Source organism: Mesorhizobium sp. M0119, from assembly GCF_040322615.1.
Classification (GTDB): domain Bacteria; phylum Pseudomonadota; class Alphaproteobacteria; order Rhizobiales; family Rhizobiaceae; genus Mesorhizobium.
Genome location: NZ_JAMYTU010000011.1, coordinates 34,975 through 61,347, shown reverse-complemented (window position 1 = coordinate 61,347; position 26,373 = coordinate 34,975). Strand labels below are relative to the sequence as shown.

The following is a 26,373-nucleotide window of genomic DNA, read 5'->3' as shown; positions in this document are numbered from 1 at the left end:
AGCCGGAGCAGAAAAATATGGCGCGTGTCATTTCGGTCGAGGCCGAGCGCTTTCCCATCGCCGGGACATTCACCATTTCGCGCGGCTCGAAGACCGAAGCTGAGGTGATTTCCTGCGCCATTGCCGAAAACGGCCGTACAGGGCGCGGCGAATGCGTCCCTTATAAGCGCTATGGCGAGACCATGGAGGGTGTGCGCGGCGCGATCGAGGCGATGCGCAGTGAGATCGCGCACGGCATCAGCCGCATCGCCCTGCTCGGTGCCATGCCTGCCGGCGCGGCACGCAACGCCATCGACTGCGCGCTCTGGGACCTGGAAGCGAAGATCAGCGGAACACCGGTGGCGCATACGATACGAACCGTTCCGTTACGGGCGCTTCAGACGGCGTACACACTGTCGCTCGCCGAGCCGGAGGCGATGGCGGCGCAGGCCCGCACCAACGCCCAGCGCCCGCTGCTCAAGGTCAAGATCGGCGGCGACAACGACATCGCCCGCATCCGTGCAGTGACGGCGGCGGCACCGGACAGCCGAATCATTCTCGACGCCAATGAGGGCTGGAATGACGACAATATCGTCGCAAACCTCGCGTTTGCCGCCGAGCACGGTATCGCCTTGATCGAACAGCCGCTGCCGGCGGGACATGACGGTATTCTTCGCCACATCGCGCATCCGGTGCCGATCTGTGCCGACGAAAGCGTGCACGAGGCGAAGGACCTCGACGCGCTTGTCGGCCTTTACGACGCCGTCAACATCAAGCTCGACAAATCGGGTGGCCTGACCGCAGCACTCGCGCTTCGCGACCGCGCCCGCGAACTGGGTCTTGGCGTCATGGTCGGCTGCATGGTCGGCACGTCACTTGCGATGGCGCCGGCCGTGCTATTGGCGCAGGATGCCGATTTCGTCGATCTCGACGGTCCGTTGCTGCTAGCCCGCGACCGCGTTCCAGGTCTGGTCTACCAAGGTTCGCTGGTATCACCGCCCGAGCCGGCTCTGTGGGGCTGAACGCGCGGCAAGCCCGATCAGCGTCAGGCCCGTCAGGGCAATGGGGATCATCGCAAAGAAGCCATTCGCGCCGAAGCGATCGTAAAGAGGACCTGAAATCAGCGTTGCCACCGCCATGAAGAAACCATTGGAGAAATAGGCGATGCCTTGCGCCGCCCCGGTGCGTTCTTCCGCGATTGTCTCACCGATCATCTTTTGCAGGCCGATCAGCACCAGTGCCACCGAGACGGCGTGCAGTGTCTGGATCGCGAAAAACCCGCCAACGCCAAGCCCAAGCGGCCAGATCAGAGGGAAAGCGATCCAGCGCACGATCGCGCCTATCCCGGCAATCAGCATGATCGAGACGACCGAGAAGGAGGCGAAAGCCCGGGTGAAGACGACGAACATGCATATCTCGGCGACGACGCCCCACCCCCACAGCAGCCCGACAACCGAATCAGTGATGCCGATCGACTTCCAGTAGATCGACACGAAGCCGTAGAGAAATGCGTGGCTGGCGGTGATGACGCCGACACCCGTCGAAAAATAGAGGAAATAAGGGTTCAGGAGTTTCGGTACCGATTGCTGCATATCAGCGGCGGAAAGCGGCGAGGCGCGGCGCGGACGGCCGAGGCGCGGCGCGATCAGTCCGGCGGCTAGCGCGGCACACAGCGCCGCGAAGATGATCACCGGGACAGCCTGCGCACCGCTTGCCGAGAGGATGAAACCGCCGGCGAGATTGGCGCAGAGATAGGAGATCGAGCCCCATTTGCGCATGCCGGCGTAGTTCGAGCCGAAGCGGCGAACACCTGAAAGGGCGAGCGAATCGGCAATCGGCGAATGCGGCGTCCAGACGACCGTCAGGGCCAGGGACACGGCAAGTACCGTGGCGTAGGTCGGCGGCAGGAAGTAGCCGGCGGACAGGATCAGCGATGCGGCGACCAGCGCAACATAGACATTGGCGCGGTCGCTCGCTTTGTCTGCCAGCGCGGTAAGAAGAGGCGTCGTCACCACGCGCAGGAACATCGGCGCGGCGAGGATCACGGCTATCTGCTCGGCGTGGAACCCCTTCGCCTGCAGCCACAGCGGGAAATACGGCACATGCGTCCCGAGCGGAACGAAGAGCGTAAAGAAGATCAAGCTCATGCGCAGTTCGAAATGGCGTGGCTTGACGAGCTGTTCGGGCGAAAACGGCGGCAGCGAGGACATTAACAGGCGATCCGTCGGCACGGCATTCAGCCGGGTCGGCCCGCCACACCTGCCGCTGCTTAACACGGCGAAAAAGTCGATGAAACCGCTGGACTAACCGATTAAAGCGAGATGAGGCCGCATTTCGTCAAGCCGCCTGGACTGCCCTGCCCTTGATGTCGATCGGCACGAGCACCTCGCTGCCGACCGGAGTCTCCGGCAGGACATGCGCCCAGTGCAGGATCTCCATCCGGCCGTCAAAATGCTCGACCACCGCCGTGCAGCTCTCCACCCAATCGCCGGTGTTGATGTATTGCACGTCCTCGTAGCTTTCGATCGCGGCATGGTGGATGTGCCCGCAGATCACGCCGTCGACATGCGAGCGGCGCGCCTCCTCGGTCAGCACGGTCTGGAACGAGCCGATGAAATTCACCGCCTTCTTGACCTTGACTTTGGCCCAGGACGAGAACGACCAGTAAGGCAGGCCGAGCACCTGGCGCAGGCGCGTGATGACGCGGTTGACCAGCATAGCCGCGTCATAGGCGTAGTCGCCGAGATAGGCCAGCCAACGCGCATTATGGACGACGGTGTCGAACTGGTCGCCATGGATGACAAGAAGGCGTTTGCCATCGGCAGTCTCGTGGATGGCACGATCGGCAACGACAATGCCGCCGAAATGAACGCCCTGGAACTGGCGCGCGAACTCGTCATGGTTGCCGGCGATGTAGGTGATGCTGGCGCCCTTGCGCGCCTTGCGCAGCAATTTCTGGACCACGTCGTTGTGGCTCTGCGGCCAGTGCCAGCTTCGTCGCAGGCGCCAGCCGTCGACGATGTCGCCGACGAGATAGATGATATCGGCATCGTGATGGCGCAGGAAATCGATCAGGAACTCGGCCTTCGCTGCCTTCGATCCGAGATGGACGTCGGAGATGAACATGCTGCGGAAAGTGCGGGGCTCTGCGCCGGACATCATTTGTCACCGTTGCTTTCGCCTGAGGCTATGCCCCGATTCATGCAACAACCGTATGACGGTTGCGATTGGTCCAGCCATACGGGTAGGTTGCCGCGGCAATCAGAGGAGAAAATCACCATGGACCTCGGCATTCGCGGCAAGACGGCCATAGTCTGCGCCTCGAGCAAGGGGCTGGGACGCGGCTGCGCCATGGCACTGGCGGAGGCAGGCTGCGATCTGGTCGTCAACGGCCGCAACGCCGACGTGTTGGCCAAAACCGCCGCTGAACTGCGCGAGAAATTCGGCGTCAAGGTGACCGAGATCGCCGGCGACATATCGAAGCCCGACGTCCAGAAGGCGCTGCTTGCCGCCTGCCCCGATCCCGACATCCTCGTCAACAACAATGGCGGTCCGCCGTTTCGCGATTTCCGTGCGCTCGACCGCGAAAAGATCCTCGAGGGCGTCACCCAGAACATGGTGACCCCTGTCGAGCTGGTTCAGGCCGTGATCGACGGCATGGCGGCGCGCGGCTTCGGCCGCATCGTCAACATCACCTCGCTGTCGGTCTATGTTCCTATCCCCGGCCTCGACCTGTCGTCCGGCGCCCGCGCCGGCCTCACTTCGTTCCTCGCCGGCGTCGCGCGGACGGTGATCGACCGCAATGTGACGATCAACAACATGCTGCCGGGCAAGCTCGACACCGACCGGCTGCGCGGCCCGCACGAGGCCGGCACGCCCGAAGATCCGGCCGCCGCCGCCGCGCGCAAGGCGCAAGCAGCGGCCAATGTTCCGGCCAAGCGACTCGGCACGCCGGAGGAATTCGGCCAGATCTGCGCCTTCCTGTGCTCGGTTCACGCCGGCTACCTGACCGGACAGAACATACCGGTCGACGGCGGCCTCTACGTCAGCGCGTTCTGAACGGCGGAGAGGAAAAGACCTGAATAGCACGGCAGGATTTTAGCACAACTAACTGAAACAAATCGATTTTACTCGTTTCGCAAAGCAAAATGGCGGTTGCGTCATTTGGCGTCGTGAAAAACCAATGCTGCATGCTAAAAGGCTTCAAGGCAGGATCGCAGGAGGCCCGGCATGATAGGCGAAAGCAAGAAGGCGGCGCGATCCGACCTCGACGAAGCAGCGCTCTATTTCCACAAGCACCCCCGTCCCGGAAAGCTTGAAATCCAGGCGACGAAGCCGCTCGGCAATCAGCGCGACCTGGCGCTTGCCTATTCGCCGGGGGTCGCCGCCCCCTGCCTTGAAATCCGCGACGATCCGGCAACCGCCGCCGACTATACAGCCCGCGCCAATCTTGTTGGCGTCGTCACCAACGGTTCGGCGGTGCTGGGCCTTGGCAATATCGGACCGCTCGCCTCCAAGCCGGTGATGGAAGGCAAGGCGGTGCTGTTCAAGAAGTTCGCCGGCATCGACGTCTTCGACATCGAGATCGATGCACCGGGCATCGAGCGCATGGTCGAGACGATCTCGGCGCTGGAACCAACCTTCGGCGGCATCAACCTGGAAGACATCAAGGCGCCCGAATGCTTCGAAGTCGAGGAGCAGTTGAAAGCGCGCATGGGCATACCGGTCTTCCATGACGACCAGCATGGCACCGCCATCATCGTCGCCGCCGCCGTGCTCAACGGGCTGGAATTCGCCGGCAAGTCCATATCCGACATCAAGATCGTCACGTCGGGCGCAGGTGCTGCGGCGCTTGCGTGCCTCAACCTTCTGGTCTCGCTCGGCGCGCGGGTCGAAAACATCTGGGTCACCGACCGGTTCGGCGTCGCCCATAAGGGTCGCGTCGAGGAGATGGACCGCTGGAAAGACCCCTATGTGAAGGAGACCGATGCGCGCACGCTGGCCGACGTTCTGCCCGGCGCCGACGTGTTTCTCGGCCTGTCTGCCGCCGGCGTGCTGAAGCCGGAATTGCTTCACCACATGGCGCCCAAGCCGCTGATCCTGGCGCTGGCCAACCCCAATCCCGAGATCATGCCGGAAGCGGCACGGGCAGCACGGCCCGACGCGATGATCTGCACGGGCCGCTCCGATTTCCCCAATCAAGTCAATAACGTACTCTGTTTTCCTTACATCTTCCGTGGCGCGCTGGATTGCGGCGCAAGCGCCATCAACGAAGAGATGAAGATGGCGGCGGTGCGAGCGATTGCAGCGCTTGCCCGCGAAGAGCCGTCCGACGTCGCCGCCCGTGCCTATTCCGGCGAGACGCCGATCTTCGGCCCGGAGTTCCTGATCCCCTCGCCTTTCGATCCGCGGCTGATCCTGCGCATTGCCCCTGCCGTCGCCAAGGCAGCCTGCGAGAGCGGCGTCGCGACCCGGCCGATCACCGATTTCGCCGCCTATATCGACAAGCTGAACCGCTTCGTCTTCCGCTCCGGCCTAGTCATGAAGCCGGTGTTCTCGATGGCTAAGACGTCGAGCGCCAAGCGCGTCATCTATGCCGACGGCGAGGACGAGCGCGTGCTTCGCGCCGCGCAAGTCGTGCTCGAGGAAGGCATTGCCGAACCGATCCTGATCGGCCGCCCGCATGTCATCGAGGTGCGGCTGAAGCGCTACGGGCTGCGCATCAAGCCGGGCGTCGATTTCGGCTTGATCAACCCGGAAGACGATCCGCGTTACCGCCACTATGTCGACCTTTTGATCGAGCTTGCCGGCCGGCGTGGGGTGACGACGGAAGCGGCGCGCACCATGGTGCGCACCGACAATACGGTGATCGCGGCCCTTGCCCTGAAGCGCGGCGACGCCGACGCCATGGTCTGCGGCCTCGAAGGCCGTTTCGAGCGCCATTTGCGCAACGTGACGCTGATCATCGGACCGCGCGCCGGTATTAGGGATCGCGACCTGTCGACGCTTTCCATGCTGATCTCGCAGCGCGGCATCATTTTCCTCACCGACACCCATGTCTCCGTCGACCCGACCGCCGAAGAAATTGCGGAAATGACCGTTTTGGCGGCCGAGGAAATTCAGCGTTTCGGCATCGAGCCCAAGGCAGCGCTGCTGTCGCATTCTGATTTCGGCTCCCGCGATTCGCCAAGCGCCATGAAGATGCGGCAGGCGGCGGCGATCCTGGCGCGCATCGCGCCCGACCTGCAATGCGACGGCGAGATGCATGCCGACTCGGCGCTATCGGAGCAGCTGCGCCAGCGCGTCTATCCGCATTCGCGGCTGAAAGGCGAAGCCAATCTGCTGGTGTTCCCCAATCTCGATTCGGCGAACATCACGCTGACCGCGCTACGCACGATGATGGACGCGCTGCATGTCGGCCCGATCCTGCTCGGCACCGACAGCCCGGCGCACATATTGACGCCGTCGGTGACGTCGCGCGGTGTCGTCAATATGACGGCACTGGCCGTGGTCGAAGCCGCGCATAAGGCGCAAGCCATCGTCGATCTGGGGTAGCCGCGGGCTTTCTCAGACTGGCTTGAACCGGAAATGCCCTGTCTGCCTGAAGGCAAACAAAGTGTCCTCTTCCCTTGCTCCGCTGCCGATATTGTGAATGACCAACGTTCTTGTCGGCACCACAGTGGAGCGATTGGACGACACGATGGCAATATGCGACAGATTGCCGGGCAGCATCTGGGCGACGAGATCCCCAGGCCGATAGTCGGCGGGGTCTTGGCTGACGGGCAAGGCAGCACCGCGCCGCTCGAAATAGACCGCAAGATTGGGCACACGGCGGTGGTCGATGTTGCGGTCCGGCGCATTCAGGCCCCAAGCCTTCGGATAGGCGGCAAAATTGGCCTGCATATCCTCATGCACCAATTCTTGCAGATCGAGATCGAAGGCGCGGCGATAGGCGCGGATCACGACATCCGTGCACACACCTCGCTCGGGCTCAACGTCCCCGCCCGGATAGGCCAGCCGTGTATAGGTCGGATCGTAGAGCGTGGTGACGCCGATCTGCTCACGGGCGGCTTCGACCAATTTGGTGCCCCAATCCGGCGTGATGGGCTTTTCCTGCGCCATGGCAACCGGCATCGCCAGGCACAAAAGACCAAATTGCAGTGCGGCTCGACGGGTAATCGCGGTCATGCCAAGCCTCCGGGCATTGCTGGATCCAGGCATTCTTCTGGGCGAATACGCCTTTTTCGTGCAACGCCAGGATGTCGCGGTCCTGACAATGTCCGAGTATGCCGTGCGGCGTGATCGACATGACGCGCTGGTCGTGGTCGAAGCCGCGCACAAGGCGCAAGCCATCGCCGATTTGGGCTGAAGCCGGAATCAGCGGTATGCTAAACAAACGCTTAACCGCAAGCGCGGTAGCTTTCAGAACGGCAGACAGGCGGAGTTCCGGAGGGATGACGGGCGCACGTTGGAAGCTGACGCGGGCGGCCGCGCTGGTCGGTGCCCTGCTACTGTGCGACATTGCCGTCACTCAGGCGCAGGCCGCTTCCCGCCTCTGCCGCCAGCTTGAAGCCGATCTTGCCGCCGCTGCTCGCGGTGGCGGCGGCAAGCCGGCCTTGCTCAGGAAATATGACTACGCGATCGCCCGGCAGCGCCAGCAGATTTCAAAGGCCGTCAGCCAATCCAGCAGCGCCGGCTGCGGCTTTTCGCTATCTCGCCGCAACGCCAACGTATGCGCAGCACTCGACGCCACCATCGATCGCATGGCTGCCAATCTCGACGCCTTGCAGGCCAAGCGCGCTGAGCTTGACAGCGGTGGTTCGCGACGCGATCGCGCGCGCATATTGGCCTCGCTCGACGCCAATGGCTGCCGCGATGATGCGGCGCCGCCGACGCTCGCACCGGTTCGCGAAGCCAGCGGTGAAAACGGCAGCGGAAACCTGCTCGACCAGCTTTTGGGCAGTGAACCCGGTGCGCCCGACCAGCCTGACGAGCCCGACCAGGCTGAAGAACTAAGTCAGCCGCGCAACATCCGCAGCATGCTCAACAACGCCGACGAGTTGGGCCAGCCCCGAGGCGAATTCCGCACCATGTGCGTGCGGACCTGCGACGGTTATTTCTTCCCAATGTCGAATGCGGCCTCGCTGGGCGATTTCGAGCGCGATCGGAAGAATTGCGAATCGAGCTGCCCCGGCACCGAGATGCAGGTTTTCTACACGCGCGGCATGAACGGCGATTCGGCGTCGATGACGTCTTCGGTGACCGGCAGGCCTTATATCGAACTGCCGACGGCCTACCTCTACAAGCAGTCCGACATGCCGCGGCCGCCGGCCTGCGGCTGCAACGCCGCGCAGAATTTCGAAATCATCGCCGGCAACCCGCCCAGCCCGGAACGATCCGAAGCGAATCTGGAGACCACCCCGTTCATTCCGCTGCCGGTTGCCAGGCCTGATCCGGGCGCCGACCCGGAGACCCTGGCCAATGCGCAAGGCGGCCTCGACCGTGAGGCGATCAGACGCCTTGCCGTCAAACCCGTGCCCTCGCCGACGTCCCTGCCGCCGCCGGAACAGCGCAAGGTCAGGGTCGTCGGGCCAACGTTCCTTCCCGACCCAGCAGCGGCAACAGCTCTGCAAGCTCCGGACCCGAAGGCTGTCCCGTAAGCGCCAGCCTCAGCGGCATGAACAGTGCCTTGCCCTTACGGCCGCTCGCCGCTCGGATTTTGCCGGTCCAGTCTTTCCAGACGGTGCCGTTCCAAGGCTCCTCCGGCAGCAGTTCGAACGCTTGGCGAAGAAAGTCGCGGTCATCGTCGGAAAACTCCGCCGGCTCCTCTGGACCGTCGCGAAGTGTGCGCCACCAGATTGCTGCATCGGCCAGCCTGTCGAGATTGCCGCGCACCGCCAGCCAGAAAGGCTCGGCCTGTTCGCCAGAGATGCCGAGCACGATCAGCCGGTCGCGCGCCTCGGAAAAGGGCATGTGGTGCAGCAGCGTGCGGTTGAGCACGAAGAGCTCGTCCGGGTCGAATTTGGCGGCGGATTTCGATGTTGCCGCCGGATCGAAGCGCTCGGCAAGTTCAGCCATCGTCGGCACCGCCACGATGTTTTCCGAGGTACCGACGAGCACCGCCAGCGAAGCGACCGCCATTGGCTCTATGCCGCTCTCACGCAAGCTCTGTATGGACAGCGCGCCGGTACGCTTCGAAAGTCCCTCGCCTGATGCCGTTGTCAGGAGATTGTGGTGGCCGAACGCTGGCGGCTCCGCGCCAAGTGCTCGGAACAGGGCTATCTGGACGCCGGTATTGGTGACGTGGTCGTCGCCACGAATGACATGGCTGACGCCCATCTCGATGTCGTCGACAACCGAAGGCAATGTATAGAGGTAGGTGCCATCCTCGCGCCGCAGAACCGGATCTGAAAGCGAGGCGAGGTCGACGGTCTCCTCGCCGCGCACCAGGTCGTTCCAGTGGATTTCGGTGCGCTCCGGCTGCAGCGGATCGCTGCTGAAGTTGGGCAGCAGAAAGCGCCAGTGCGGCCGCCGACCATCGGCCTCATATTCCGCGACCTGCTCGGGTGCCAGCGTCAGCGCCTCGCGGCCATAGACTGGCGGCAGGCCACGCGTGCGGCGCACCTTGCGCCTCAGGTCGAGCTCTTCAGGCGTCTCATAGCACGCATAGACGAGGCGGGCCTCCTTCAGCCTCTCCAGTGCGGCATCGTAGATTTCGACCCGCCGCGACTGATACTCCGTGGCATCGGGGAAGATGCCCAACCAATGCAGGTCGTAAAGGATGGCGTCGGAAAATTCCTGCGTCGAACGGGCGACGTCGGTGTCGTCGAAGCGCTGGATAAAGCGGCCTTTGTTCTTGATGGCGAACAGCCAATTGAACAAAGCGGTGCGCGCATTGCCGATATGGATGCGGCCGGTCGGTGACGGGGCGAAACGGACGGTAACTGTCATGAGCGGGGCGTACCGGATGGTTTTGCTGTTGACAAGACGCGCCCCCGCGCTCGGCGGCAGACATAGAACATGACAAAGGCGAAGAAAAGACTGCAGCGCCGCACGCCTATCAAGACGCGCGGCACCGCAACCGTCAGATCACCATGCCTTTGGTCAGTTCAAGCGCCTGGCGTTCGAACAGCCGGCGGTAGATGCCGCCTTGCAGCCGGATTAGCTGGTCATGCGAGCCCTCTTCCACGATGCGGCCGCGATCGAACACCAAAAGCCTGTCCAGCGCTCGCACCGTCGACAGCCGGTGGGCAATGACCAGCGTCGTGCGGCCGACCATCAAGCGCTCCATCGCCTGCTGGATCAGCACCTCCGATTCCGAATCGAGGCTCGACGTTGCCTCGTCGAGGATGAGAATGCGCGCATCGGCAAGGAAGGCGCGTGCGATTGCGACCCGCTGACGCTCACCACCCGACAGCTTTACGCCACGCTCGCCGACCAGCGTGCCATAGCCTTTCGGCAAATTGGCGATGAAGTCGTGCGCGCTGGCCAACCGCGCCGCGTGCTCGATCTCGGCCTGCTTGGCGCTCGGCCGGGCATAGGCGATGTTTTCGGCCAGCGACCGGTGGAAAAGGATCGGCTCCTGCTGGACGATCGCGATCTGTGCGCGCAGCGACGCCTGCGCCACATCGGCAATTTCCTGGCCGTCGATCAGGATATTTCCCGCAGTCACGTCATAGAGGCGCTGGATCAGCTTGACGAACGTCGTCTTGCCGGAGCCCGAATGGCCAACCAGCCCGACCCGCTCGCCCGGCGCGATATCCACCGAAAAGTCGCGATAGAGCGGCAAACGGTGGCTACCGTAGTGGAACGTGACATTGTCGAAGGTGATACGGCCATCGGTGATCCGGATCGGTTTGGCGCCGGGCCGATCCTCGATGCCGAGTGGTTCGGACTGGAAGTCGACTAGTTCCTCCATGTCGTTGATCGAGCGCTGCAGATTGCGAATATGCGTGCCGATGTCGCGCAGATAGCCTTGCAGCACGAAGAATGAGGTCAGCACGAAGGCGACGTCGCCGGCACTTGCCTGCCCCCACGACCACAAAAGCAGGGAGAACCCGATGACCGCTGCCCGCAAAAGCAGCAGCATCGTGCCTTGCGTGGTGCCGTTGACAGTGCCGCGCACCCAGGTGCGCCGCGTGCGGCCGCGCCATTTGGCGACGACCTCGGCAAGCCGTGTCTCCTCGCGTTCCTCGGCGCCAAAACCCTTGACCACGGCGTTGCAGCTCACCGCATCGGCCAGCGAGCCGCCAAGCCGTGTATCCCACGCATTGGCAAGCCTTGCCGCAGGCGCGACATAGCCAAGCGACAGCATCGTCGTGACCGCGATGAACAGAACCGAACCGGTGGCGACGATCGCGCCCATCAGCGGCCAGAACCAGCCAAGCAGCAGCGTCGAGCCGACGAGCATGACGACCGACGGCAGCAGTGCGATCAGGATCGTGTCGTTGAGCAGGTCGAGCGCCCACATGCCGCGCGTTATCTTGCGCACCGTCGATCCGGCGAAGCTGTTGGCATGCCAATCGGTGGAGAAGCGCTGGACGCGGTGGAAGGCGTCGGCGGCGATATGCGCCATCATCTTCAGGGTCAGTTCGACGATGGCCATGAAGGCGAGATTGCGCAGCACGACACCGGTGAGCGCCAGGGCCACCAGCATCGAAAAGGCCGCCATCGCCGCGTTCCACGCAACATCGTCGGCCGCAGCACTGCTGGCGACGGCATCCACCAGCCGACCGGAATAGAGCGGCGTCAGCACGTCGGCCAAGGTCGACAGCAGGAACGCGCCCATAATGCCGGCAAGCCGCCACGGCTGACGCCGCCAATGGCTGAGCGTGAAGCCAAGAACGCTGCGAAAGGCGCCCGCGCGCAAATCTATTCGAAAACGAGCCATGATGTCATTCGGGCGCAAACGAGCCCGATCCCGGAAAAGGTCGAAAATTGAAAAAACCGCGTCGGGCGAATTAACCCCCAAGGAATGCGGAGGTTCGGCACATTTGGCGGCTCGCCCGAATACGGGCGGCGACCGGCATCGACGAACGCCTGTTCTCAGCTCGGCTTCGCCGCAAAGGTAAGAACCTTCTGGCTTGCCGATTGAGACCTAGGCTTCGCGGCCTCGCATAACGATGTCAAATCCTGGCATTTCGGTCCTCCCCAAGGGGATCGCGGAAAGGCGTTTATAGAGACGCCTCAACGCCGCGCCAAGTCAGTAGATAGCCCAAAGCGCATCTGGTCTAAGCAGTGAGACGATTTTGCAACAATCGCGGGTTGTGCGCTGCCTCTGTTTAGGTTGCCGTGATACGGTCGAGGCGCATATAGCGGCCGTCGGTGGAAGGTCTGAAGCCGAGCTTCTCGTAAACCGCATGGGCGTCGTTGGTCGACAGGCTCCAATGCGTGACAGTCTTGCAATCCGGATGATCGATAAGCGCCTGGACAAGCCGGATTCCGATGCCTTGCCCGCGATACCCGGGCCAGACAATGATGTCGGCGAGATAGGCAAATACCGTACGGTCGGTGATCGCCCGGCCGAAGCCGACCTGATTGCCGCCGACATAGGCGCCGACGCACAAAGAGTTGGCAAAGGCGCGGCGGTGCAGTTCATCGCTGCGGCCGCTGCCCCAATAGCTCTCCTTCAAAATGTCGGACGTCGCCCGGAAGTCGATCTGCGACAGGTCGAAGCTGATCTCAAAGTTGGCCATGGCTAAACCGTTATGCAGCCAATCGCCTACCCGCCATCCCTGAACCGGTTGGTAATGGGATAGCGGCGGTCTCGGCCAAAATTCTTCCTGGTGATCTTCACGCCGGGCGCCGCCTGCCGGCGCTTGTATTCGGCGACGTAAAGCAGGTGCTCGACGCGCGTCACCGTCGCCCGGTCATGGCCACGCGCAAGGATCTCGTCGACGCCCATCTCGTTTTCGACCAGACACTCCAATATGTCGTCGAGCACTGGATAGGGCGGCAGCGAATCCTGGTCGGTCTGGTTCTCACGGAGCTCCGCCGAGGGCGCCTTGTCGATGATGTTGTTCGGGATCACCTCGCCGGACGGGCCGAGCGCGCCCGGCGGCACGTGCGCGTTGCGCCAGCGCGACAACGCATAGACCTGCATCTTGTAGAGGTCCTTTATCGGGTTGAAGCCGCCATTCATGTCGCCATAGAGCGTGGCGTAGCCTACCGACATCTCGCTCTTGTTGCCGGTAGTGACCACCATCGAGCCGAACTTGTTGGAAATCGCCATCAGGATGGTGCCACGGGCCCGGCTCTGCAGGTTTTCCTCGGTGATGCCTTCCTTGGTGCCCTCGAAAAGCTGCGTCAGTGTGTGCAGGAAGCCCTCGACCGGCTCGAAGATCGGCACGATATCGTAGCGGCAGCCGAGCGCGCGGGCGCAGTCCTCGGCGTCCTTGAGCGAGTCCTTCGAAGTGTAGCGGTAAGGCATCATCACGGCGCGCAGCCGTTCCTCGCCGAGCGCATCGACAGCAAGTGCCGCGCAGATCGCCGAATCGATGCCGCCGGAAAGGCCGAGCACGACATTCTTGAAGCCGTTCTTGTTGACGTAGTCGCGCAGGCCCAACATGCAGGCGCGATAGTCGGCCTCCTCCTTCTCCGGGATTTTCGACATCGGTCCGTCAGTGCAGACCCAACCATCGGAATTATTTCCATTTTGCGCCCCTGCGGCGGCGCGGCTTCTCTTCCAGGTGGTGACGTTGACCGCCTCCTCGAACTGGCTCATCTGGAAGGCCAGCGTCTTGTCAGAACCTATGGCAAACGACGCGCCGTCGAAGACCAGCTCGTCCTGGCCGCCAAGCTGGTTGGCATAGATGATCGGCAGGCCGCATTCGATGACCTGGCGGATGACGATCTGGTGGCGGACATCGACCTTGCCGCGATAATAGGGCGAGCCGTTCGGCACCAGCAGGATTTCCGCGCCGCTTTCGGCCAGCGCCTCGCAGACGGCAACCTCGCCCCAGATGTCTTCGCAGATCGGCACTCCCACACGCACGCCGCGGAAATTGACCGGCCCCTGGATCTCGGGGCCGGCCTGGAAGACGCGCTTCTCGTCGAACTCACCGTAATTCGGCAGATCGAGCTTGTAGCGTTCGGCAAGGATTTTGCCGCCATCAGCAAAGATGATCGAATTGTGCGTGCCGGTCTTGCGCTTCAGCGGCGTGCCGATGATGAAACCCGGGCCGCCGTCGGCCGTATCGCGGGCGAAATCCTCCGCCGCCCGTTCGCAGGCTTTCAGGAAGGCGGGCTTCAGAACCAGATCCTCGGGCGGATAGCCGGCAAGGAAAAGCTCGGTGAACAGCACGAGGTCGGCGCCTTGGCGGGCGGCATCCGCCCTCGCCTCGCGTGCCTTGGCAAGATTGCCGGCGACGTCGCCGACCGTCGGATTGAGCTGGGCGACGGCGATGCGCAATATGTCTGGAGCGGTTTTATCTGTCATGCCCGTGGGTTTAGCGCGGCAAAATTCGTCGGGCAATGGCGTTCGTTTGGACCAAACAATCGGTCCTATTCGCCCATATATTCGCGCAAGGCTTCCGGTGGATGGTTCTCGCCGATCGACATTGCCAGAATGCGCGAAATGTGTCGGCGCGGCAGCCCGGTTTCCGCCGCCCAGGCGTTGATCTGCACCTGGATCCTGCCCAGGTCCTTCTTCGATGTCGGGCTCTCCGCAATGTCGAGCCCAGCGTCGCGTAGCGCTGCCGCCATGTCGGCCGAGACGACGAAGGCGTCCCACTCCAGCCAGCGCAGAAAATACTGGCCGGTATTGCCGCCGAGCCGGCTGCCGTGCTTGCCGAGATAGGCCATCAACCCGACCTGGTCATCCGCCGGCCAATTGGCCAGGAACTTGCCGAAGCTGCCATGCTCCTTCGACACGCGCTCGACGAAGGCTGCGTTGTCGCGTACGGACTTGATCTTCTGCGGATTGCGGACGATGCGCTTGTCAGCGGTGAGATCGTGCCAGAAATCGTCAGGCTGGAACAGCAGCCGCTTCGGCTCGAAGCCAAGAAACGCTTCCTCGAAACCCGGCCATTTCTGCTCGATAACACGCCAGACGAAGCCGGCGGCAAAGACCCGCTCGGCCATGGTCGACAGGATCCGGTCGTCCGCAATCTTTGCCACCGCGCCATTGTCGGGCATAGGGCCCAGCAGCGACCTAAGCGCTGCCTCACCGCCTTTGCGTTTCGCTGCACGGGCGCGAATTTTCCGAAAATCCACCATTGTTTCCTGACCCATCGCATCAATCTACCACTTCCCGTTTGAACCGGCAGCTTCTACCTCTATCGCTGACGACGGAGGCGACGATGAATAAAACGATCGAGGACATGGCAAACCGCTGGCTGAAGCGAAAGCCGGACGGCCTCAGCGCGCTCGAAAGCCGGGTGCTGCAATCAACGCTCGAGCGCACCACGATCTCCAAGGACACCAACAAGGCCGTCGCCTTTCACCAGACGTTTGGCGATCGCCTGGCCGATACCATCGCCCGGATCGGCGGCTCGTGGTCCTTCATCCTGACATTCATTGGCTTCCTGATCCTGTGGACGGCAGGCAATGTCTGGCTCTTGTCGCGCGCCGCCTTCGATCCCTATCCCTTCATCTTCCTCAATCTCGTGCTTTCCATGGTTGCTGCGCTGCAGGCGCCAGTGATCATGATGGCGCAGAACCGCCAGACCGAGCGCGATCGTATCGACGCCGCCCACGACTATGAGGTTAATCTCAAGGCCGAGATCGAGATCATGGCATTGCACGAAAAGCTCGACGAACTGCGCCACAGCCAAATCATCGGCATGCGCGACGAAATCGCTCGGCTGGCCGAGCAGGTGAAGCGCATCGACGACATTCTGTCGAAGCAGCGGACGTCTTCATGACGGAAGCCATCCATCGCCTCATTGAGCAATATGGTTTGGTCGCGGTTTTTCTGGGCTGCGTCGCCGAGGGCGAAAGCGCCGCCATCCTTGGCGGTTTCTTTGCGCATCAGCATGTTTTCGTCCCGTGGCAGGCCTTCCTCGCGGCGGCGCTCGGCGCCTTCGGTGGCGACACGTTCTTTTTCATCCTGGGACGGAGCTTCGCCGACCATAAATTCGTAATCAGGCTCCGAGCCCGGCCGGGCTTCAGTCACGCCTATCGCCTCGTCACCTCTCATCCTAACATCTTCGTGTTGTCGAACCGCTACATCTATGGCCTGCGCCTGGTCGGTGGTATCGCGGCCGGGCTGTCGGGCATCGCCGCGGCGCGTTTCGTCATCCTCAACGCCATCTCATCGGTAGTCTGGGCGGCGCTGTTCTGCACTGTCGGTTATGTGTTCGGGCTGGGAGCGGAGCGCATCGTTGGCCAGGCGCTGGCCCGCCACGAGCGGTTGCTGATCGCTCCGGCAATCGGCCTCGTTGTGGCCATCCTCGGCTGGTTGGCGTCGCACTTCCTCGCCAAGAGGGAGCTTCGCAAGGGAAGCTGATCGTCAATCAATGCCGAGCGCGCGGTCGCCCTTCTCGAGGATCAGCGGAATGATCAGGTCTTCCTCGTCGGCAAGATGCCGGGTCAACATGGCGATCAGCCGGCTGTTCTCGTCGGCATAGGCATCGGCGGCGAAACGCTGTTTGTCTTCGCTCTCCTGAAGCGTGCGGATGAAGTCATTTGCCGCCTTGGCATTGCGCTCCAGTCCCTCATGGATTGTGTGGTGGTCGGCATCGAGAATCTCGAAGCCGCGCTTCAGACGGGTCTCGGCCCTTGCGAAGACCGGGAAATAATGATGGTCCTCGACATTGTGGTGGCCGTCGAGATTGCCGAGGAAATGGTTGAGGCGCGGCGCGAACCAGCGCGCGAACTCCGGCGCGTTCAGCCTACCTTCTCGATAATCGCCAATACCATTGGTGAGCATGCCGCCAAGCTCGCGGAACATGTCGTGCCGCTGCAGCCACATATTGGCCGTGCCGTGGATGTTGGCGTGCGCCTGCCAGTCCTCGCGCGGATATTTCTCGATCAGCCAGCGCAGATCGTCCGGCAGGCCCTCCCGTTCAAGCAGCAGAAATCCGGCGGTATCGGCCATGTCGGTTTCCTCAATCAACCGGCATGTAGTGTCTGAGACGTCAGATCGGTACCCCGAGGATCCGCTCGATGACGGCGATGCCCCAGACGCCGGCGACGATCACCACCGAAATAAGCACCGCCAGCGAGCCGCAATCCTTAGCGAGCTGGATATCGACGTTGAACTCCCGGCTGAACGCATCGCACGCCGCCTCGATGCCGGTGTTCAGCACTTCGACCATGATCAGGAGCAGCACCGCGCCGATCAGCAGCGCATAGCCGCGCCACGATATCGAAACAAACCAGCCGAGCGGCAAGGCAAGCACGAGCAGCATCAGTTCCTGCTGGAAGGCCTTTTCGCTGGCGGCCAGTTTGCGAAATGCCCGCACCGAATTGTAAAAAGCGTCGATCAGCCGCTGCATGCCAAAACCCTTCGGAATCACCGGCAGGGGATTAGCGCAATGGCTGGACCAAGGGAATAAGGCGACCTCTTCAAAAATCAGTCGCCTGCCACCTTGATCGACGGCGTCGACTTCTCGAACTGCGGCAGCCCGTCGTCGATGGCGTAATAGTCGCCCTTGTCGCCGACGAAGATATGGCATTCTCCTTGAAGCCCGGTTGGCGCGTCGAACAGGCCTGCCATGACCGAAACATAGCCATCGTCGCTCGGCCTCCAGAACAGCAGAGAGCCGCATGTCTTGCAGAAGCCGCGCCTGGCGAACGAAGAAGCCTCGTACCAGGTGATGCTCTCCGTGCCAGTGATTGTGATGTCTCGGGCGGCAACGTTGGTCGCCGCATAAAAATGCCCGCTCTGCTTCCGGCACTGCGAGCAATGACAGTAGATGACACCGCGTAGCGGTCCTAGTGTCTGGAACCGCACTGCCCCGCACAAGCATGATCCGGTGTGAGTGTCAGCCATGTCGGCCTCCCGATGCTATTGCCATCGCTTCGCAGGATTCCAGTTTTGCTCGCATTAGGCACGAGCAAATGCGACACCGGCCGGACGCGTTTCGCTGACCAGCTCGATGATCGAATACGTTCTAATCAGCCGTTGACGGCCTGCTTGTGCTGAACCGGATGGCTCTTCTTGAGCAGATCGGACACCAGGAACGCCAACTCGATCGCCTGGTCGGCGTTGAGGCGCGGATCGCAATGGGTGTGGTAGCGATCCTGCAATTCTTCGGCGGTGATGGCGCGGGCACCCCCGGTGCATTCGGTGACGTTCTTGCCGGTCATCTCGATGTGGATGCCGCCGGGATGCGTGCCTTCGGCGCGATGCACCTCGAAGAAGGTCTGCACCTCCTTCAGGATGCGATCGAACGGCCGTGTCTTGTATCCAGCGGCTTCGATGGTGTTGCCATGCATAGGGTCCGACGACCACACAACGCTGCGGCCTTCCTTCTGCACCGCGCGCACCAGCTTCGGCAGGTGGTCAGCAACCTTGTCGGAGCCGAAACGCGCGATCAGCGTCAGCCGGCCGGGCTCGTTCTCCGGATTGAGCAGGTCGATGAGTTGCAGCAGGCCGTCCGGCGTCAGCGACGGCCCGCATTTCAGACCGAGCGGGTTCTTGATGCCGCGGCAATATTCGACATGCGCATGATCGGCTTGGCGCGTGCGATCGCCGATCCAGATCATGTGGCCGGAGGTGGCGTACCAGTCGCCCGAAGTCGAATCGACGCGGGTCAGCGCCTCTTCATAACCGAGCAGCAGCGCCTCATGGCTGGTGTAGAAATCGGTCTCGCGCAGCGCGTAATTGGTCTCCGAGGTGATGCCGACGGCCTTCATGAAGTCCATCGTCTCGGTAATGCGGTTGGCGAGCGATTCGTATTTCTCCCCCTGCGGGCTGTCGGAGACGAAGCCGAGCATCCATTGATGCACGTTCTCCAGGCTGGCGTAGCCACCTTGGGCGAAGGCACGCAAAAGGTTGAGCGTCGCCGCCGACTGGCGGTACGCCATCTCCTGCCTTGCAGGATCGGGAATGCGCGACTTGGCATCGAATTCGATGCCGTTGATGATGTCGCCGCGATAGCTGGGCAGCGTCACACCGCCCTTGGTCTCATTGTCGGACGAGCGCGGCTTGGCGAACTGGCCGGCGACACGACCGACCTTCACCACCGGCTGGGCGCCGGCGAAGGTCAGCACCACTGACATCTGCAAGAAGACGCGGAAGAAGTCGCGGATGTTATCCGCGCCATGCTCGGCGAAGCTCTCGGCGCAATCGCCGCCCTGCAGAAGAAATGCGTCACCGGCAGCGACGGCTGCAAGCTGCTTCTTCAGCTTGCGTGCCTCACCTGCAAAAACCAACGGCGGAAAGGTAGCGAGCTGGGTTTCCGTGTTCCTCAACGCGACAAGGTCCGGATAGGCAGGAACCTGCTGGATCGGCTTAGCTCTCCACGAATTCGGCGACCATTTCGTCATCGAAGCACCCAACGCTCTTTCAGGCGGACGCCATCGCCCGCCAATCCGCCCCATATGGGGTCGCGGCTCCATACACGAAGCCGATTTCCTATTCTAGACCGGAATCTCAGCGCTGGCGAATGACGGCCGGCGGCGAAAGTGCCGGCGCGGTTGTTGTCCAAAGCACCAGCGACACCCGGCTACGCCGCCTTCTCCACCAGCCGCGCCAGCTGCGTCATGACAACCGCTGAGCCTGCCAGCCGCTTTTCGGGCGTCGCCCAGTCACGGCTGAAGACGACGCTCTGGTCGGGTCGGATTTTGGCCAGCGAGCCCTGTTCGCCGATGAGCTTGACCAGCCCGACCGGATTGGGGAATTCCCGCTTGCGGAAATGGACGACGACGCCTTTCGGCCCGGCGTCGAGCTTCTCCACGTTGGCCTTGCGGCAAAGCGCCTTGATGAAGACGATCTTCAACAGATGTTTTACCTCTTCCGGCAGCGGCCCGAACCGGTCGATCAGCTCAGCGCCGAAAGCATCGATCTCTTCCGTATTTTCGAGATCGCCAAGACGGCGATAGAGCGCCAGCCGGAGCTGCAGATCCGGGACGTAGCTTTCCGGGATCATCACCGCTGTGCCGACGGCGATCTGCGGCGACCAGCCGCCGTCCTGCACCTCGCCGGAATCCTTCACCTCGGCCACCGCCTCCTCCAGCATCTGCTGGTAGAGTTCGAAGCCGACCTCCTTGATGTGGCCCGACTGCTCTTCGCCAAGCAGATTGCCGGCACCGCGGATATCGAGGTCGTGGCTGGCCAGTTGGAAACCGGCACCGAGCGTATCGAGCGACTGCAACACTTTCAGTCGACGCTCGGCCGTATCGGTGAGCTTGCGGTTGGCGGGCAGCGTGAACAGCGCGTAGGCGCGCACCTTCGAACGGCCGACACGGCCGCGCAGCTGATAGAGCTGCGACAGTCCGAACATATCGGCGCGGTGCACGATCAGCGTATTGGCGGTCGGTATATCGAGGCCGGATTCGACGATTGTGGTCGACAAAAGGACATCGTACTGGCCGTCATAGAAGGCGTTCATGATGTCGTCGAGTTCGCCGGGCGGCATCTGGCCGTGGGCCACGGCCACTTTCAGCTCAGGCACGGATTCGCGCAGGAAATCATGGATTTCCGCAAGATCGCTGATGCGCGGTACGACATAGAAGGAATGGCCGCCACGGTAGCGCTCGCGCAGCAGCGTCTCGCGGATGACCAGCGGATCGAAGGGGGAGATGAAGGTACGCACGGCCATGCGATCGACCGGCGGCGTGGCGATCAGCGACAGCTCACGCACGCCGGTCAAGGCAAGCTGCAGCGTTCGCGGGATCGGCGTCGCCGACAGCGTCAGAACGTGGACGTCGGTCTTGAGATCCTTCAGCCGCTCCTTGTGCTTGACGCCGAAATGCTGCTCCTCGTCGATGATCAGCAGGCCGAGATTCTTGAACGAGATCGAGGAGCCGAGCAGTGCGTGTGTGCCGATGACGATGTCGACCTGGCCTTCAGCGACCCCCTTCTTGGTCTCGGCCAGTTCCCTGGCGCCGACCAGCCGCGAGGCCTGGGCGACGCGGATCGGCAGGCCGGAGAAGCGCTGCGAGAAGGTCTTGAAATGCTGGCGCGACAACAATGTCGTCGGCACCACCACCGCGACCTGAAAGCCTTCCATCGCCGCGATGAAGGCGGCGCGAAGCGCGACTTCGGTCTTGCCGAAGCCGACATCGCCGCAGATCAGCCGGTCCATCGGCTTTCCAGCGCCCAGATCATCCATGACCGAATCGATCGCCGTTTGCTGGTCGTCGGTTTCCTCATAGGGGAAACGCGCCGCAAACTCGCCATAAAGGCCGTCCGCCGGCACCAGCGCCGGCGCGGCCCGCATCTGCCGCTCCGCGGCGATACGGATCAGCTGTCCGGCCATGTCGAGCAGGCGCTTCTTCAGCCGCGCCTTGCGCGATTGCCAGGCGCCGCCGCCAAGCTTGTCGAGCGTCGCCTCGGCCGAATCCGAGCCATAGCGCGACAGCAGCTCGATGTTTTCCACCGGCAAGAACAGCCGATCGTCGCCGGCATAGTGGATTTCGAGGCAATCGTGCGGCGCACCGACCGCCTCGATGGTGCGGAGCCCGATGAAGCGGCCAATGCCATGATCGGCATGGACGACGATATCGCCTGAGGCCAATGCCGAAGCCTCGGCGATGAAGTCGGACGCGCGCTTCTTGCGCTTCGAGCGCCGGATCAGCCGGTCGCCGAGAATGTCCTGCTCGGCGACGACGACCAGTTTCTCCGTCTCGAAGCCGGATTCGAGCGGCAGCACGGCCAGTCCCGCCTGCCCTGGCTCAAGCTTTCCGGTTTCGGCAAGCGTCGCCACCGGCTTCAGATTGCCAAGGTGATGCTCGGCCAGGATCTGGCCGAGCCGGTCGAGCGAACCTTCAGTCCAGCCGGCGACGATGACACGGCGGCCTGCAGCGCGCTCGTCGGAAATGTGTTTTACGACGACGTCGAAGACGTTGGCGTTAGGGTCGGCGCGCTCCTCGACGAAGCTGCGACCATGGCGCGAGCCGGCATGGAACACCTTTTTCGCACCGGCATCGGGCGCGTCGAAGGAGGTGAAGTCGATCGCTTCGCGCGGGCCAAGCGAGGCAATCAGGTTCTCGGGCGACAGATAAAGCAAATCCGGCGGCACCGGCTTGTAGGGCACGGCATCCTTCAAGGCGCCGTCGGCCTGTTTTTTGCGCGCCTCGTAATGATCGAGGATCAGAGTGTGGCGCTCGGCCAGTGCCTCATGCGCCAGATGATCAAACACCACGGGCGCATCCGGCAGGTAATCGAACACGGTTTCCAGCCGCTCGTAGAAGAACGGCAGCCAGTGCTCCATGCCGGCAAACCGCCTGCCCTCGCTGACCGCCGCATAGAGCCCATCGTCGCGCGAGGGCGCGCCAAAGGCTTCGATGTAGGCGCGGCGGAAGCGGCTGATCGTCTCTGGCGTCAGCGCCACCTCGCTCATCGCCTGTAGCGCCATCGACTTGCGCTGGCCGGTGGTGCGCTGTGTTGCGGTATCGAAGACGCGGATCGATTCCAGCGTATCGCCGAAGAAATCGAGGCGCAGCGCCTCCGCCCATCCGGGCGCGTAGAGATCGAGAATACCGCCGCGCACCGCAAATTCGCCGATGCCGCGCACCGTCGGCACCCGCTCGAAGCCGGAAGTCTCAAGCCGCGACACCAGCGTGTTCATGTCGATCTGGTTACCGGGCTTGGCGTGAAAGGTCTGCGCCTCGACGAGTTCCGCCGGCGGAATGCGCTGAAGCAAGGCATTCGCGGTGGTGAGAATAACGGCGCGGTGCGGCTTCTTCGTCAGCGCGATCATCGCGGCCAGTGAATCGAGCCGCCTTGCGGCGGCGTCAGCGCCGGGCGAGACGCGGTCGTAAGGCAGGCAGTCCCAGGCCGGCAGTTCCAGCACCGGCAGGCCCGGCGCGGCAAAGGCAAGCGCCTCGACAATCGCCGGCAGACGCTGGCCGTCGCGCGCCACGAACAGCACCGGCTTGTCAGGGGCGATCTCGTGCGTAGCCTGCACCAGCGCAAAGGCTTCGTAGCCGTCAGCGACGCCATCGACAATGAACTGGCCGGCGCGGCCTTTCGGCAGACCGATCGTAGGGATAAGGCTCATGGCTACACGTTATTCAGAAGGTCATCGCCCGGCGGGAAGCCAGGATTTTTTGCAGGACGGCACAGTCGACATCCGCCGGAACCGGGCGTTCGCCAGTGACGAGAGGCAGGAATTCGGTGTCGGGAATGTCGAGGAGCCTCTCATATTGGTCGATTTCGTCGCCGGTCAAGGCGCCGATCTCGGCGTCGGCGAAGCTGCCGAGTATAAGGTCCATCTCGCGCATGCCGCGGTGCCACGAACGAAACAGAAGCTTGCGGCGGCGGGCATCGAGGCCCTCGCTTGATCGTTTCGTTCCGGTCATCTTGCAACATCCTTGCCCAGGCGGCGCATATAGCGTGGATAGAAGGCGGTGTCAGCCTTGCGCTACAGTCGCCGCAACATAAGCTGATATCATGCGTCCCTCCCTCCTCGATCCGCTGTTTGTCCCGATCACCTCGCTTGTCGGCGTCGGGCCAAAAGTTGGCGCCCTGATCGAAAAAGTCGTAGCAGCCGACCTCGGCGACCGGGACGCGCGCGCCGGGGACCTCTTGTTCGTGCTGCCGCATACTGTCATCGACCGCCGCAACCGGCCGGGCATCGCCGGTTCGGCCGAGGGCGCTATCGTTACGCTCGACGTACGCATCGACCGCCACCAGCCGCCGCCACGCGGCAACAGGTCGGTCCCGTACCGGGTCTACGCCCATGACGACACCGGCGAGATCGCGCTGACCTTCTTCCATGCCCATGCTGCCTATCTCGAAAAAGCGATGCCCGTCGGCGAGCATGTCGTCGTTTCGGGCCGCATGGAATGGTTCAACGGCCGCCCGACCATGGTTCATCCCGACCATATCGCACTTGCCGGCGACGCGGAAAACCTGCCGTTGGTTGAGCCGGTCTATCCGCTGACCGCCGGGCTCTCGGGCAAGGTGCTGCGCCGGGCCATTGGCCAGGCGCTGGCCCGCCTGCCGGTGCTGCCCGAATGGCAGGACGGCGAGTTCCGGCGCCGCCACACCTTTCCTGCTTTCGGCGATGCGCTCAACCGCATCCACAATCCTGCCGACCCGATCGACGTCTCTGTCGACGGCGCAGCGTGGCGGCGCCTCGCCTATGACGAGTTCCTGGCTGGCCAGGTATCGCTGGCGCTGGTGCGCGCCAAGGTCCGCCGATTATCGGGCCGGCCACTCGTCGGCGACGGCCGCATAGTCGAACAACTGCGCTTGGCACTCCCCTATTCGCTGACCATGTCGCAGGAAATGGCGCTTGCCGAAATCAGCGCCGATCTCGGCGACCCCGAACGCATGCTGCGCCTTTTGCAGGGCGATGTCGGCTCCGGCAAGACGGTGGTCGCGCTGCTTGCCATGGCGCGTGCCGTCGAGGCCGGCGGCCAGGCGGCATTGATGGCACCGACCGAAATCCTTGCGCGCCAGCATCTCGCAACGATGGCGCCGTTGGCGGAACGGGCCGGCCTGCGTGTCGCCGTCCTCACAGGTCGCGAAAAGGGCCGCGAGCGCGCCGACACGCTGACCGGGCTGGCCAATGGTGACATCGATATCGTCGTCGGCACCCATGCGTTGTTCCAGGAAACGGTGACGTTCCGTGACCTCGTGTTCGCCGTCGTCGACGAGCAGCACCGTTTCGGCGTCCACCAGCGCCTTGCCATCACCGCCAAGGGCGATGCGCCCGACATGCTGGTAATGACGGCAACACCGATACCGCGGACGCTGGTGCTGACTGCATTCGGCGACATGGACGTGTCGAAGCTGACGGAAAAGCCGGCCGGCCGCCAGCCGATCCGCACCGTCACCTTGCCGCTTGAACGGCTCGACGAACTGATCGGACGCATGCTCGACGCCGTCGCCGATGGCCAGAAAATCTACTGGATCTGTCCGCTGGTCGAAGAATCCGAGGAGACCAAGCTGATGTCGGCCGAGGACCGTTTTTCCTCGCTGAAGCCGCTGTTCGGCGACCGCATCGGCCTGGTGCACGGCCGCATGAAAGGCACCGACAAAGACGAGGCGATGCGCGCCTTCAAGCAGGGCGACACCCGTATCCTGATCGCCACCACGGTGATCGAGGTCGGCGTCGATGTGCCTGATGCGACAATCATGGTCATCGAGCATGCCGAGCGTTTTGGCCTTGCCCAGTTGCACCAATTGCGCGGCCGGGTCGGGCGTGGAGACAAGCCTTCATCCTGCGTGCTGCTCTACAAGGACCCGCTTGGCGAGACGGCAAAACGCCGTTTGTCGGTGATGCGCGAGACCGAGGACGGCTTCCGCATCGCCGAAGAGGATCTGAAGCTGCGCGGCGAAGGCGAGTTGCTCGGCACCCGCCAGTCCGGCACGCCGGGCTTCCAGGTGGCGCGCATCGAGGCGCATGCCGACCTGCTCGAGGCCGCTCGCGACGATGCGCGGCTGATCCTGTCGCGCGATCCCGAACTGCAGTCCGAACGCGGCGCCGCGCTGCGCCTGCTGCTCTATCTGTTCGGCCGTGATGAGGCCGTGCGGCTCCTGCGTGCCGGCTGAGGCATCGTGTCGAGCGGAGGATTGGCAAGCGCGGCGTGGATCTGCTCGCCGTTCACCGTCACCATTTTGACAGCTGGCGCCACCAGGCCGGCCGACACGATCAGCTTGGCTCCGTCCTCGATCGTCATGTCGAGCAGCACAATGTCGGATTTCGGCACATACATCAGAAAGCCCGTCGTCGGGTTGGGCGTACATGGCATGAATACGGCAATCAGCGGATCGCCTTCCCGGTCGAGCTTCTGGTTGATCTCGGTTTCCTTCTCGCTGGCGACGAAAACCAGCGACCAGACCCCCTTGCGCGGATATTCGACCAACCCGACCTGGCGGAACATGTCGCCCTTGTTCGACAGCACGGTCTCGAAAATCTGCTTCAGCGAACGGTAGATGCCGCGCACCAGCGGCATGCGGCCAAGCAGGCGCTCGCCGAAATTGACGATGGCGCGGCCAACGATATTGGCGGTCATAAACCCGATGAAGGTGATGAGGATCAGGGCAACGATCAGCCCAAAACCCGGCACTGGAAACGGCAGGTAAGTGTCCGGATTGTAGCGTACCGGAATGTAGGGTTTCACCCAGGAATCGACCCAGCCGATCAGCGACCAGGCAATGTAGGCAGTAATCGCCAGCGGCGCGCAAACGACGAAGCCGGTCAGGAAATAGTTTCTCAGCCGGGTCATGCCTGAGGTCTTGAGAGCATCCGACATGGTTCACCGCAGCGTGTGTTTGCAGCGCGACACTACTGAACCCGAAGGCGCTTTGGAATTGCGAAGTTTTTAAACGAG

Annotated in this window: 23 protein-coding genes; 8 read left to right on the top strand and 15 right to left on the bottom strand. The window is 62.9% G+C overall.

Features of this window, described 5'->3' with window-relative positions:
• Positions 1 to 17: 17 nt before the first annotated feature.
• Entirely contained in the window at positions 18 to 1,001 is a 984-nt protein-coding gene (gene dgcA / locus NKJ40_RS13215) for an N-acetyl-D-Glu racemase DgcA (RefSeq protein ID WP_352466397.1), read from the top strand.
• Here the strand turns inward: dgcA and NKJ40_RS13210 are convergent.
• Complete coding sequence (locus NKJ40_RS13210; protein ID WP_352466396.1) at positions 972 to 2,189, bottom strand: MFS transporter; 1,218 nt, start codon at positions 2,187 to 2,189, stop codon at positions 972 to 974. The genes dgcA and NKJ40_RS13210 overlap by 30 nt on opposite strands.
• Positions 2,190 to 2,316: 127 nt before the next feature.
• On the bottom strand, positions 2,317 to 3,138 hold the full coding sequence (locus NKJ40_RS13205) for a UDP-2,3-diacylglucosamine diphosphatase (RefSeq protein ID WP_023720072.1): 822 nt from the start codon (positions 3,136 to 3,138) through the stop codon (positions 2,317 to 2,319).
• 120 nt (positions 3,139 to 3,258) lie between these two features.
• Here NKJ40_RS13205 and NKJ40_RS13200 point away from each other — a divergent pair, with 120 nt between their 5' ends.
• Together NKJ40_RS13200 and NKJ40_RS13195 are read left to right on the top strand one after the other, a co-directional pair.
• Complete coding sequence (locus tag NKJ40_RS13200) at positions 3,259 to 4,038, top strand: SDR family oxidoreductase (protein ID WP_352466395.1); 780 nt, start codon at positions 3,259 to 3,261, stop codon at positions 4,036 to 4,038.
• 171 nt (positions 4,039 to 4,209) lie between these two features.
• Entirely contained in the window at positions 4,210 to 6,534 is a 2,325-nt protein-coding gene (locus tag NKJ40_RS13195; protein ID WP_352466394.1) for an NADP-dependent malic enzyme, read from the top strand.
• Between the two features lie 12 nt (positions 6,535 to 6,546).
• On the opposite strand, the gene NKJ40_RS13190 is transcribed toward NKJ40_RS13195, so the two are convergent.
• Positions 6,547 to 7,167: a DUF1287 domain-containing protein gene (locus tag NKJ40_RS13190; RefSeq protein ID WP_352466393.1), complete on the bottom strand. Its 621-nt coding sequence runs from the start codon at positions 7,165 to 7,167 to the stop codon at positions 6,547 to 6,549.
• On the opposite strand from NKJ40_RS13190, the gene NKJ40_RS13185 reads away from it, so the two are divergent.
• On the top strand, positions 7,166 to 7,348 hold the full coding sequence (locus NKJ40_RS13185) for a hypothetical protein (RefSeq protein WP_352466392.1): 183 nt from the start codon (positions 7,166 to 7,168) through the stop codon (positions 7,346 to 7,348). The two genes, NKJ40_RS13190 and NKJ40_RS13185, sit on opposite strands and share 2 nt — an antisense overlap.
• Positions 7,349 to 7,433: 85 nt before the next feature.
• Positions 7,434 to 8,639, top strand: a complete 1,206-nt coding sequence (locus tag NKJ40_RS13180) for a DUF2865 domain-containing protein (RefSeq protein ID WP_352466391.1) — start codon at positions 7,434 to 7,436, stop codon at positions 8,637 to 8,639.
• Here NKJ40_RS13180 and gltX read toward each other — a convergent pair.
• From gltX to NKJ40_RS13155, 5 genes are all read right to left on the bottom strand, one after another.
• Positions 8,557 to 9,930: a glutamate--tRNA ligase gene (gene gltX, locus NKJ40_RS13175; protein ID WP_352466390.1), complete on the bottom strand. Its 1,374-nt coding sequence runs from the start codon at positions 9,928 to 9,930 to the stop codon at positions 8,557 to 8,559. The two genes, NKJ40_RS13180 and gltX, sit on opposite strands and share 83 nt — an antisense overlap.
• A gap of 133 nt (positions 9,931 to 10,063) precedes the next feature.
• On the bottom strand, positions 10,064 to 11,869 hold the full coding sequence (locus NKJ40_RS13170; protein ID WP_352466389.1) for an ABC transporter ATP-binding protein: 1,806 nt from the start codon (positions 11,867 to 11,869) through the stop codon (positions 10,064 to 10,066).
• A 391-nt stretch (positions 11,870 to 12,260) separates the two neighbouring features.
• Complete coding sequence (locus NKJ40_RS13165) at positions 12,261 to 12,674, bottom strand: GNAT family N-acetyltransferase (RefSeq protein WP_352466388.1); 414 nt, start codon at positions 12,672 to 12,674, stop codon at positions 12,261 to 12,263.
• Positions 12,675 to 12,700: 26 nt separating this feature from the next.
• Complete coding sequence (locus NKJ40_RS13160) at positions 12,701 to 14,416, bottom strand: NAD+ synthase (RefSeq protein ID WP_352466387.1); 1,716 nt, start codon at positions 14,414 to 14,416, stop codon at positions 12,701 to 12,703.
• 65 nt (positions 14,417 to 14,481) lie between these two features.
• Positions 14,482 to 15,195: a DNA-3-methyladenine glycosylase I gene (locus tag NKJ40_RS13155; protein WP_352466386.1), complete on the bottom strand. Its 714-nt coding sequence runs from the start codon at positions 15,193 to 15,195 to the stop codon at positions 14,482 to 14,484.
• A gap of 83 nt (positions 15,196 to 15,278) precedes the next feature.
• Here NKJ40_RS13155 and NKJ40_RS13150 point away from each other — a divergent pair, with 83 nt between their 5' ends.
• Both NKJ40_RS13150 and NKJ40_RS13145 read left to right on the top strand, forming a co-directional pair.
• Positions 15,279 to 15,842 (top strand): DUF1003 domain-containing protein, encoded by a 564-nt coding sequence (locus NKJ40_RS13150; protein WP_352466385.1) that lies wholly within the window; start codon positions 15,279 to 15,281, stop codon positions 15,840 to 15,842.
• Positions 15,839 to 16,426 (top strand): DedA family protein, encoded by a 588-nt coding sequence (locus NKJ40_RS13145; RefSeq protein ID WP_352466384.1) that lies wholly within the window; start codon positions 15,839 to 15,841, stop codon positions 16,424 to 16,426. The genes NKJ40_RS13150 and NKJ40_RS13145 overlap by 4 nt, the downstream gene beginning before the upstream one ends.
• A 3-nt stretch (positions 16,427 to 16,429) precedes the next feature.
• On the opposite strand, the gene NKJ40_RS13140 is transcribed toward NKJ40_RS13145, so the two are convergent.
• The 6 genes from NKJ40_RS13140 to NKJ40_RS13115 form a co-directional block, all read right to left on the bottom strand.
• Positions 16,430 to 17,017 (bottom strand): hemerythrin domain-containing protein, encoded by a 588-nt coding sequence (locus NKJ40_RS13140; protein ID WP_352466383.1) that lies wholly within the window; start codon positions 17,015 to 17,017, stop codon positions 16,430 to 16,432.
• A gap of 40 nt (positions 17,018 to 17,057) precedes the next feature.
• Positions 17,058 to 17,417: a diacylglycerol kinase gene (locus NKJ40_RS13135; RefSeq protein WP_352466382.1), complete on the bottom strand. Its 360-nt coding sequence runs from the start codon at positions 17,415 to 17,417 to the stop codon at positions 17,058 to 17,060.
• Between the two features lie 77 nt (positions 17,418 to 17,494).
• The gene (locus tag NKJ40_RS13130) at positions 17,495 to 17,914 is read right to left on the bottom strand and encodes a GFA family protein (RefSeq protein ID WP_352466381.1); all 420 of its coding nucleotides are present in this window, start codon (positions 17,912 to 17,914) and stop codon (positions 17,495 to 17,497) included.
• A gap of 125 nt (positions 17,915 to 18,039) precedes the next feature.
• Positions 18,040 to 19,413 (bottom strand): class II 3-deoxy-7-phosphoheptulonate synthase, encoded by a 1,374-nt coding sequence (locus NKJ40_RS13125; RefSeq protein WP_352466380.1) that lies wholly within the window; start codon positions 19,411 to 19,413, stop codon positions 18,040 to 18,042.
• A gap of 179 nt (positions 19,414 to 19,592) precedes the next feature.
• The gene (gene mfd, locus NKJ40_RS13120) at positions 19,593 to 23,090 is read right to left on the bottom strand and encodes a transcription-repair coupling factor (RefSeq protein WP_352466379.1); all 3,498 of its coding nucleotides are present in this window, start codon (positions 23,088 to 23,090) and stop codon (positions 19,593 to 19,595) included.
• A gap of 13 nt (positions 23,091 to 23,103) precedes the next feature.
• Complete coding sequence (locus NKJ40_RS13115; protein ID WP_352466378.1) at positions 23,104 to 23,391, bottom strand: FAD assembly factor SdhE; 288 nt, start codon at positions 23,389 to 23,391, stop codon at positions 23,104 to 23,106.
• Positions 23,392 to 23,482: 91 nt separating this feature from the next.
• Between NKJ40_RS13115 and recG the strand changes: the two genes are divergently transcribed.
• Positions 23,483 to 25,591 carry an ATP-dependent DNA helicase RecG gene (gene recG, locus NKJ40_RS13110; protein ID WP_352466377.1) on the top strand — a complete coding sequence of 703 codons (2,109 nt, stop codon included), beginning with the start codon at positions 23,483 to 23,485 and terminating at the stop codon, positions 25,589 to 25,591.
• Here the strand turns inward: recG and NKJ40_RS13105 are convergent.
• Positions 25,543 to 26,295 carry a DUF502 domain-containing protein gene (locus NKJ40_RS13105; protein ID WP_292657831.1) on the bottom strand — a complete coding sequence of 251 codons (753 nt, stop codon included), beginning with the start codon at positions 26,293 to 26,295 and terminating at the stop codon, positions 25,543 to 25,545. The two genes, recG and NKJ40_RS13105, sit on opposite strands and share 49 nt — an antisense overlap.
• Positions 26,296 to 26,373 lie beyond the last annotated feature (78 nt).

Excerpts from the sequence above, each read along its gene's own strand:
- NKJ40_RS13160 (WP_352466387.1), bottom strand. The coding sequence starts at position 14,416 with ATGACAGATAAAACCGCTCCAGACATATTGCGCATCGCCGTCGCCCAG.
- NKJ40_RS13210 (WP_352466396.1), bottom strand. The coding sequence starts at position 2,189 with ATGTCCTCGCTGCCGCCGTTTTCGCCCGAACAGCTCGTCAAGCCACGC.
- recG (WP_352466377.1), top strand. The coding sequence starts at position 23,483 with ATGCGTCCCTCCCTCCTCGATCCGCTGTTTGTCCCGATCACCTCGCTT.
- NKJ40_RS13125 (WP_352466380.1), bottom strand. The coding sequence starts at position 19,413 with ATGACGAAATGGTCGCCGAATTCGTGGAGAGCTAAGCCGATCCAGCAG.
- NKJ40_RS13135 (WP_352466382.1), bottom strand. The coding sequence starts at position 17,417 with ATGCAGCGGCTGATCGACGCTTTTTACAATTCGGTGCGGGCATTTCGC.
- NKJ40_RS13130 (WP_352466381.1), bottom strand. The coding sequence starts at position 17,914 with ATGGCTGACACTCACACCGGATCATGCTTGTGCGGGGCAGTGCGGTTC.
- dgcA (WP_352466397.1), top strand. The coding sequence starts at position 18 with ATGGCGCGTGTCATTTCGGTCGAGGCCGAGCGCTTTCCCATCGCCGGG.
- NKJ40_RS13205 (WP_023720072.1), bottom strand. The coding sequence starts at position 3,138 with ATGTCCGGCGCAGAGCCCCGCACTTTCCGCAGCATGTTCATCTCCGAC.
- NKJ40_RS13115 (WP_352466378.1), bottom strand. The coding sequence starts at position 23,391 with ATGACCGGAACGAAACGATCAAGCGAGGGCCTCGATGCCCGCCGCCGC.
- NKJ40_RS13165 (WP_352466388.1), bottom strand. The coding sequence starts at position 12,674 with ATGGCCAACTTTGAGATCAGCTTCGACCTGTCGCAGATCGACTTCCGG.
- NKJ40_RS13170 (WP_352466389.1), bottom strand. The coding sequence starts at position 11,869 with ATGGCTCGTTTTCGAATAGATTTGCGCGCGGGCGCCTTTCGCAGCGTT.
- NKJ40_RS13190 (WP_352466393.1), bottom strand. The coding sequence starts at position 7,167 with ATGACCGCGATTACCCGTCGAGCCGCACTGCAATTTGGTCTTTTGTGC.
- NKJ40_RS13180 (WP_352466391.1), top strand. The coding sequence starts at position 7,434 with ATGACGGGCGCACGTTGGAAGCTGACGCGGGCGGCCGCGCTGGTCGGT.
- NKJ40_RS13150 (WP_352466385.1), top strand. The coding sequence starts at position 15,279 with ATGAATAAAACGATCGAGGACATGGCAAACCGCTGGCTGAAGCGAAAG.
- NKJ40_RS13105 (WP_292657831.1), bottom strand. The coding sequence starts at position 26,295 with ATGTCGGATGCTCTCAAGACCTCAGGCATGACCCGGCTGAGAAACTAT.
- gltX (WP_352466390.1), bottom strand. The coding sequence starts at position 9,930 with ATGACAGTTACCGTCCGTTTCGCCCCGTCACCGACCGGCCGCATCCAT.
- mfd (WP_352466379.1), bottom strand. The coding sequence starts at position 23,090 with ATGAGCCTTATCCCTACGATCGGTCTGCCGAAAGGCCGCGCCGGCCAG.
- NKJ40_RS13140 (WP_352466383.1), bottom strand. The coding sequence starts at position 17,017 with ATGGCCGATACCGCCGGATTTCTGCTGCTTGAACGGGAGGGCCTGCCG.
- NKJ40_RS13200 (WP_352466395.1), top strand. The coding sequence starts at position 3,259 with ATGGACCTCGGCATTCGCGGCAAGACGGCCATAGTCTGCGCCTCGAGC.
- NKJ40_RS13145 (WP_352466384.1), top strand. The coding sequence starts at position 15,839 with ATGACGGAAGCCATCCATCGCCTCATTGAGCAATATGGTTTGGTCGCG.
- NKJ40_RS13155 (WP_352466386.1), bottom strand. The coding sequence starts at position 15,195 with ATGGTGGATTTTCGGAAAATTCGCGCCCGTGCAGCGAAACGCAAAGGC.
- NKJ40_RS13195 (WP_352466394.1), top strand. The coding sequence starts at position 4,210 with ATGATAGGCGAAAGCAAGAAGGCGGCGCGATCCGACCTCGACGAAGCA.
- NKJ40_RS13185 (WP_352466392.1), top strand. The coding sequence starts at position 7,166 with ATGCCAAGCCTCCGGGCATTGCTGGATCCAGGCATTCTTCTGGGCGAA.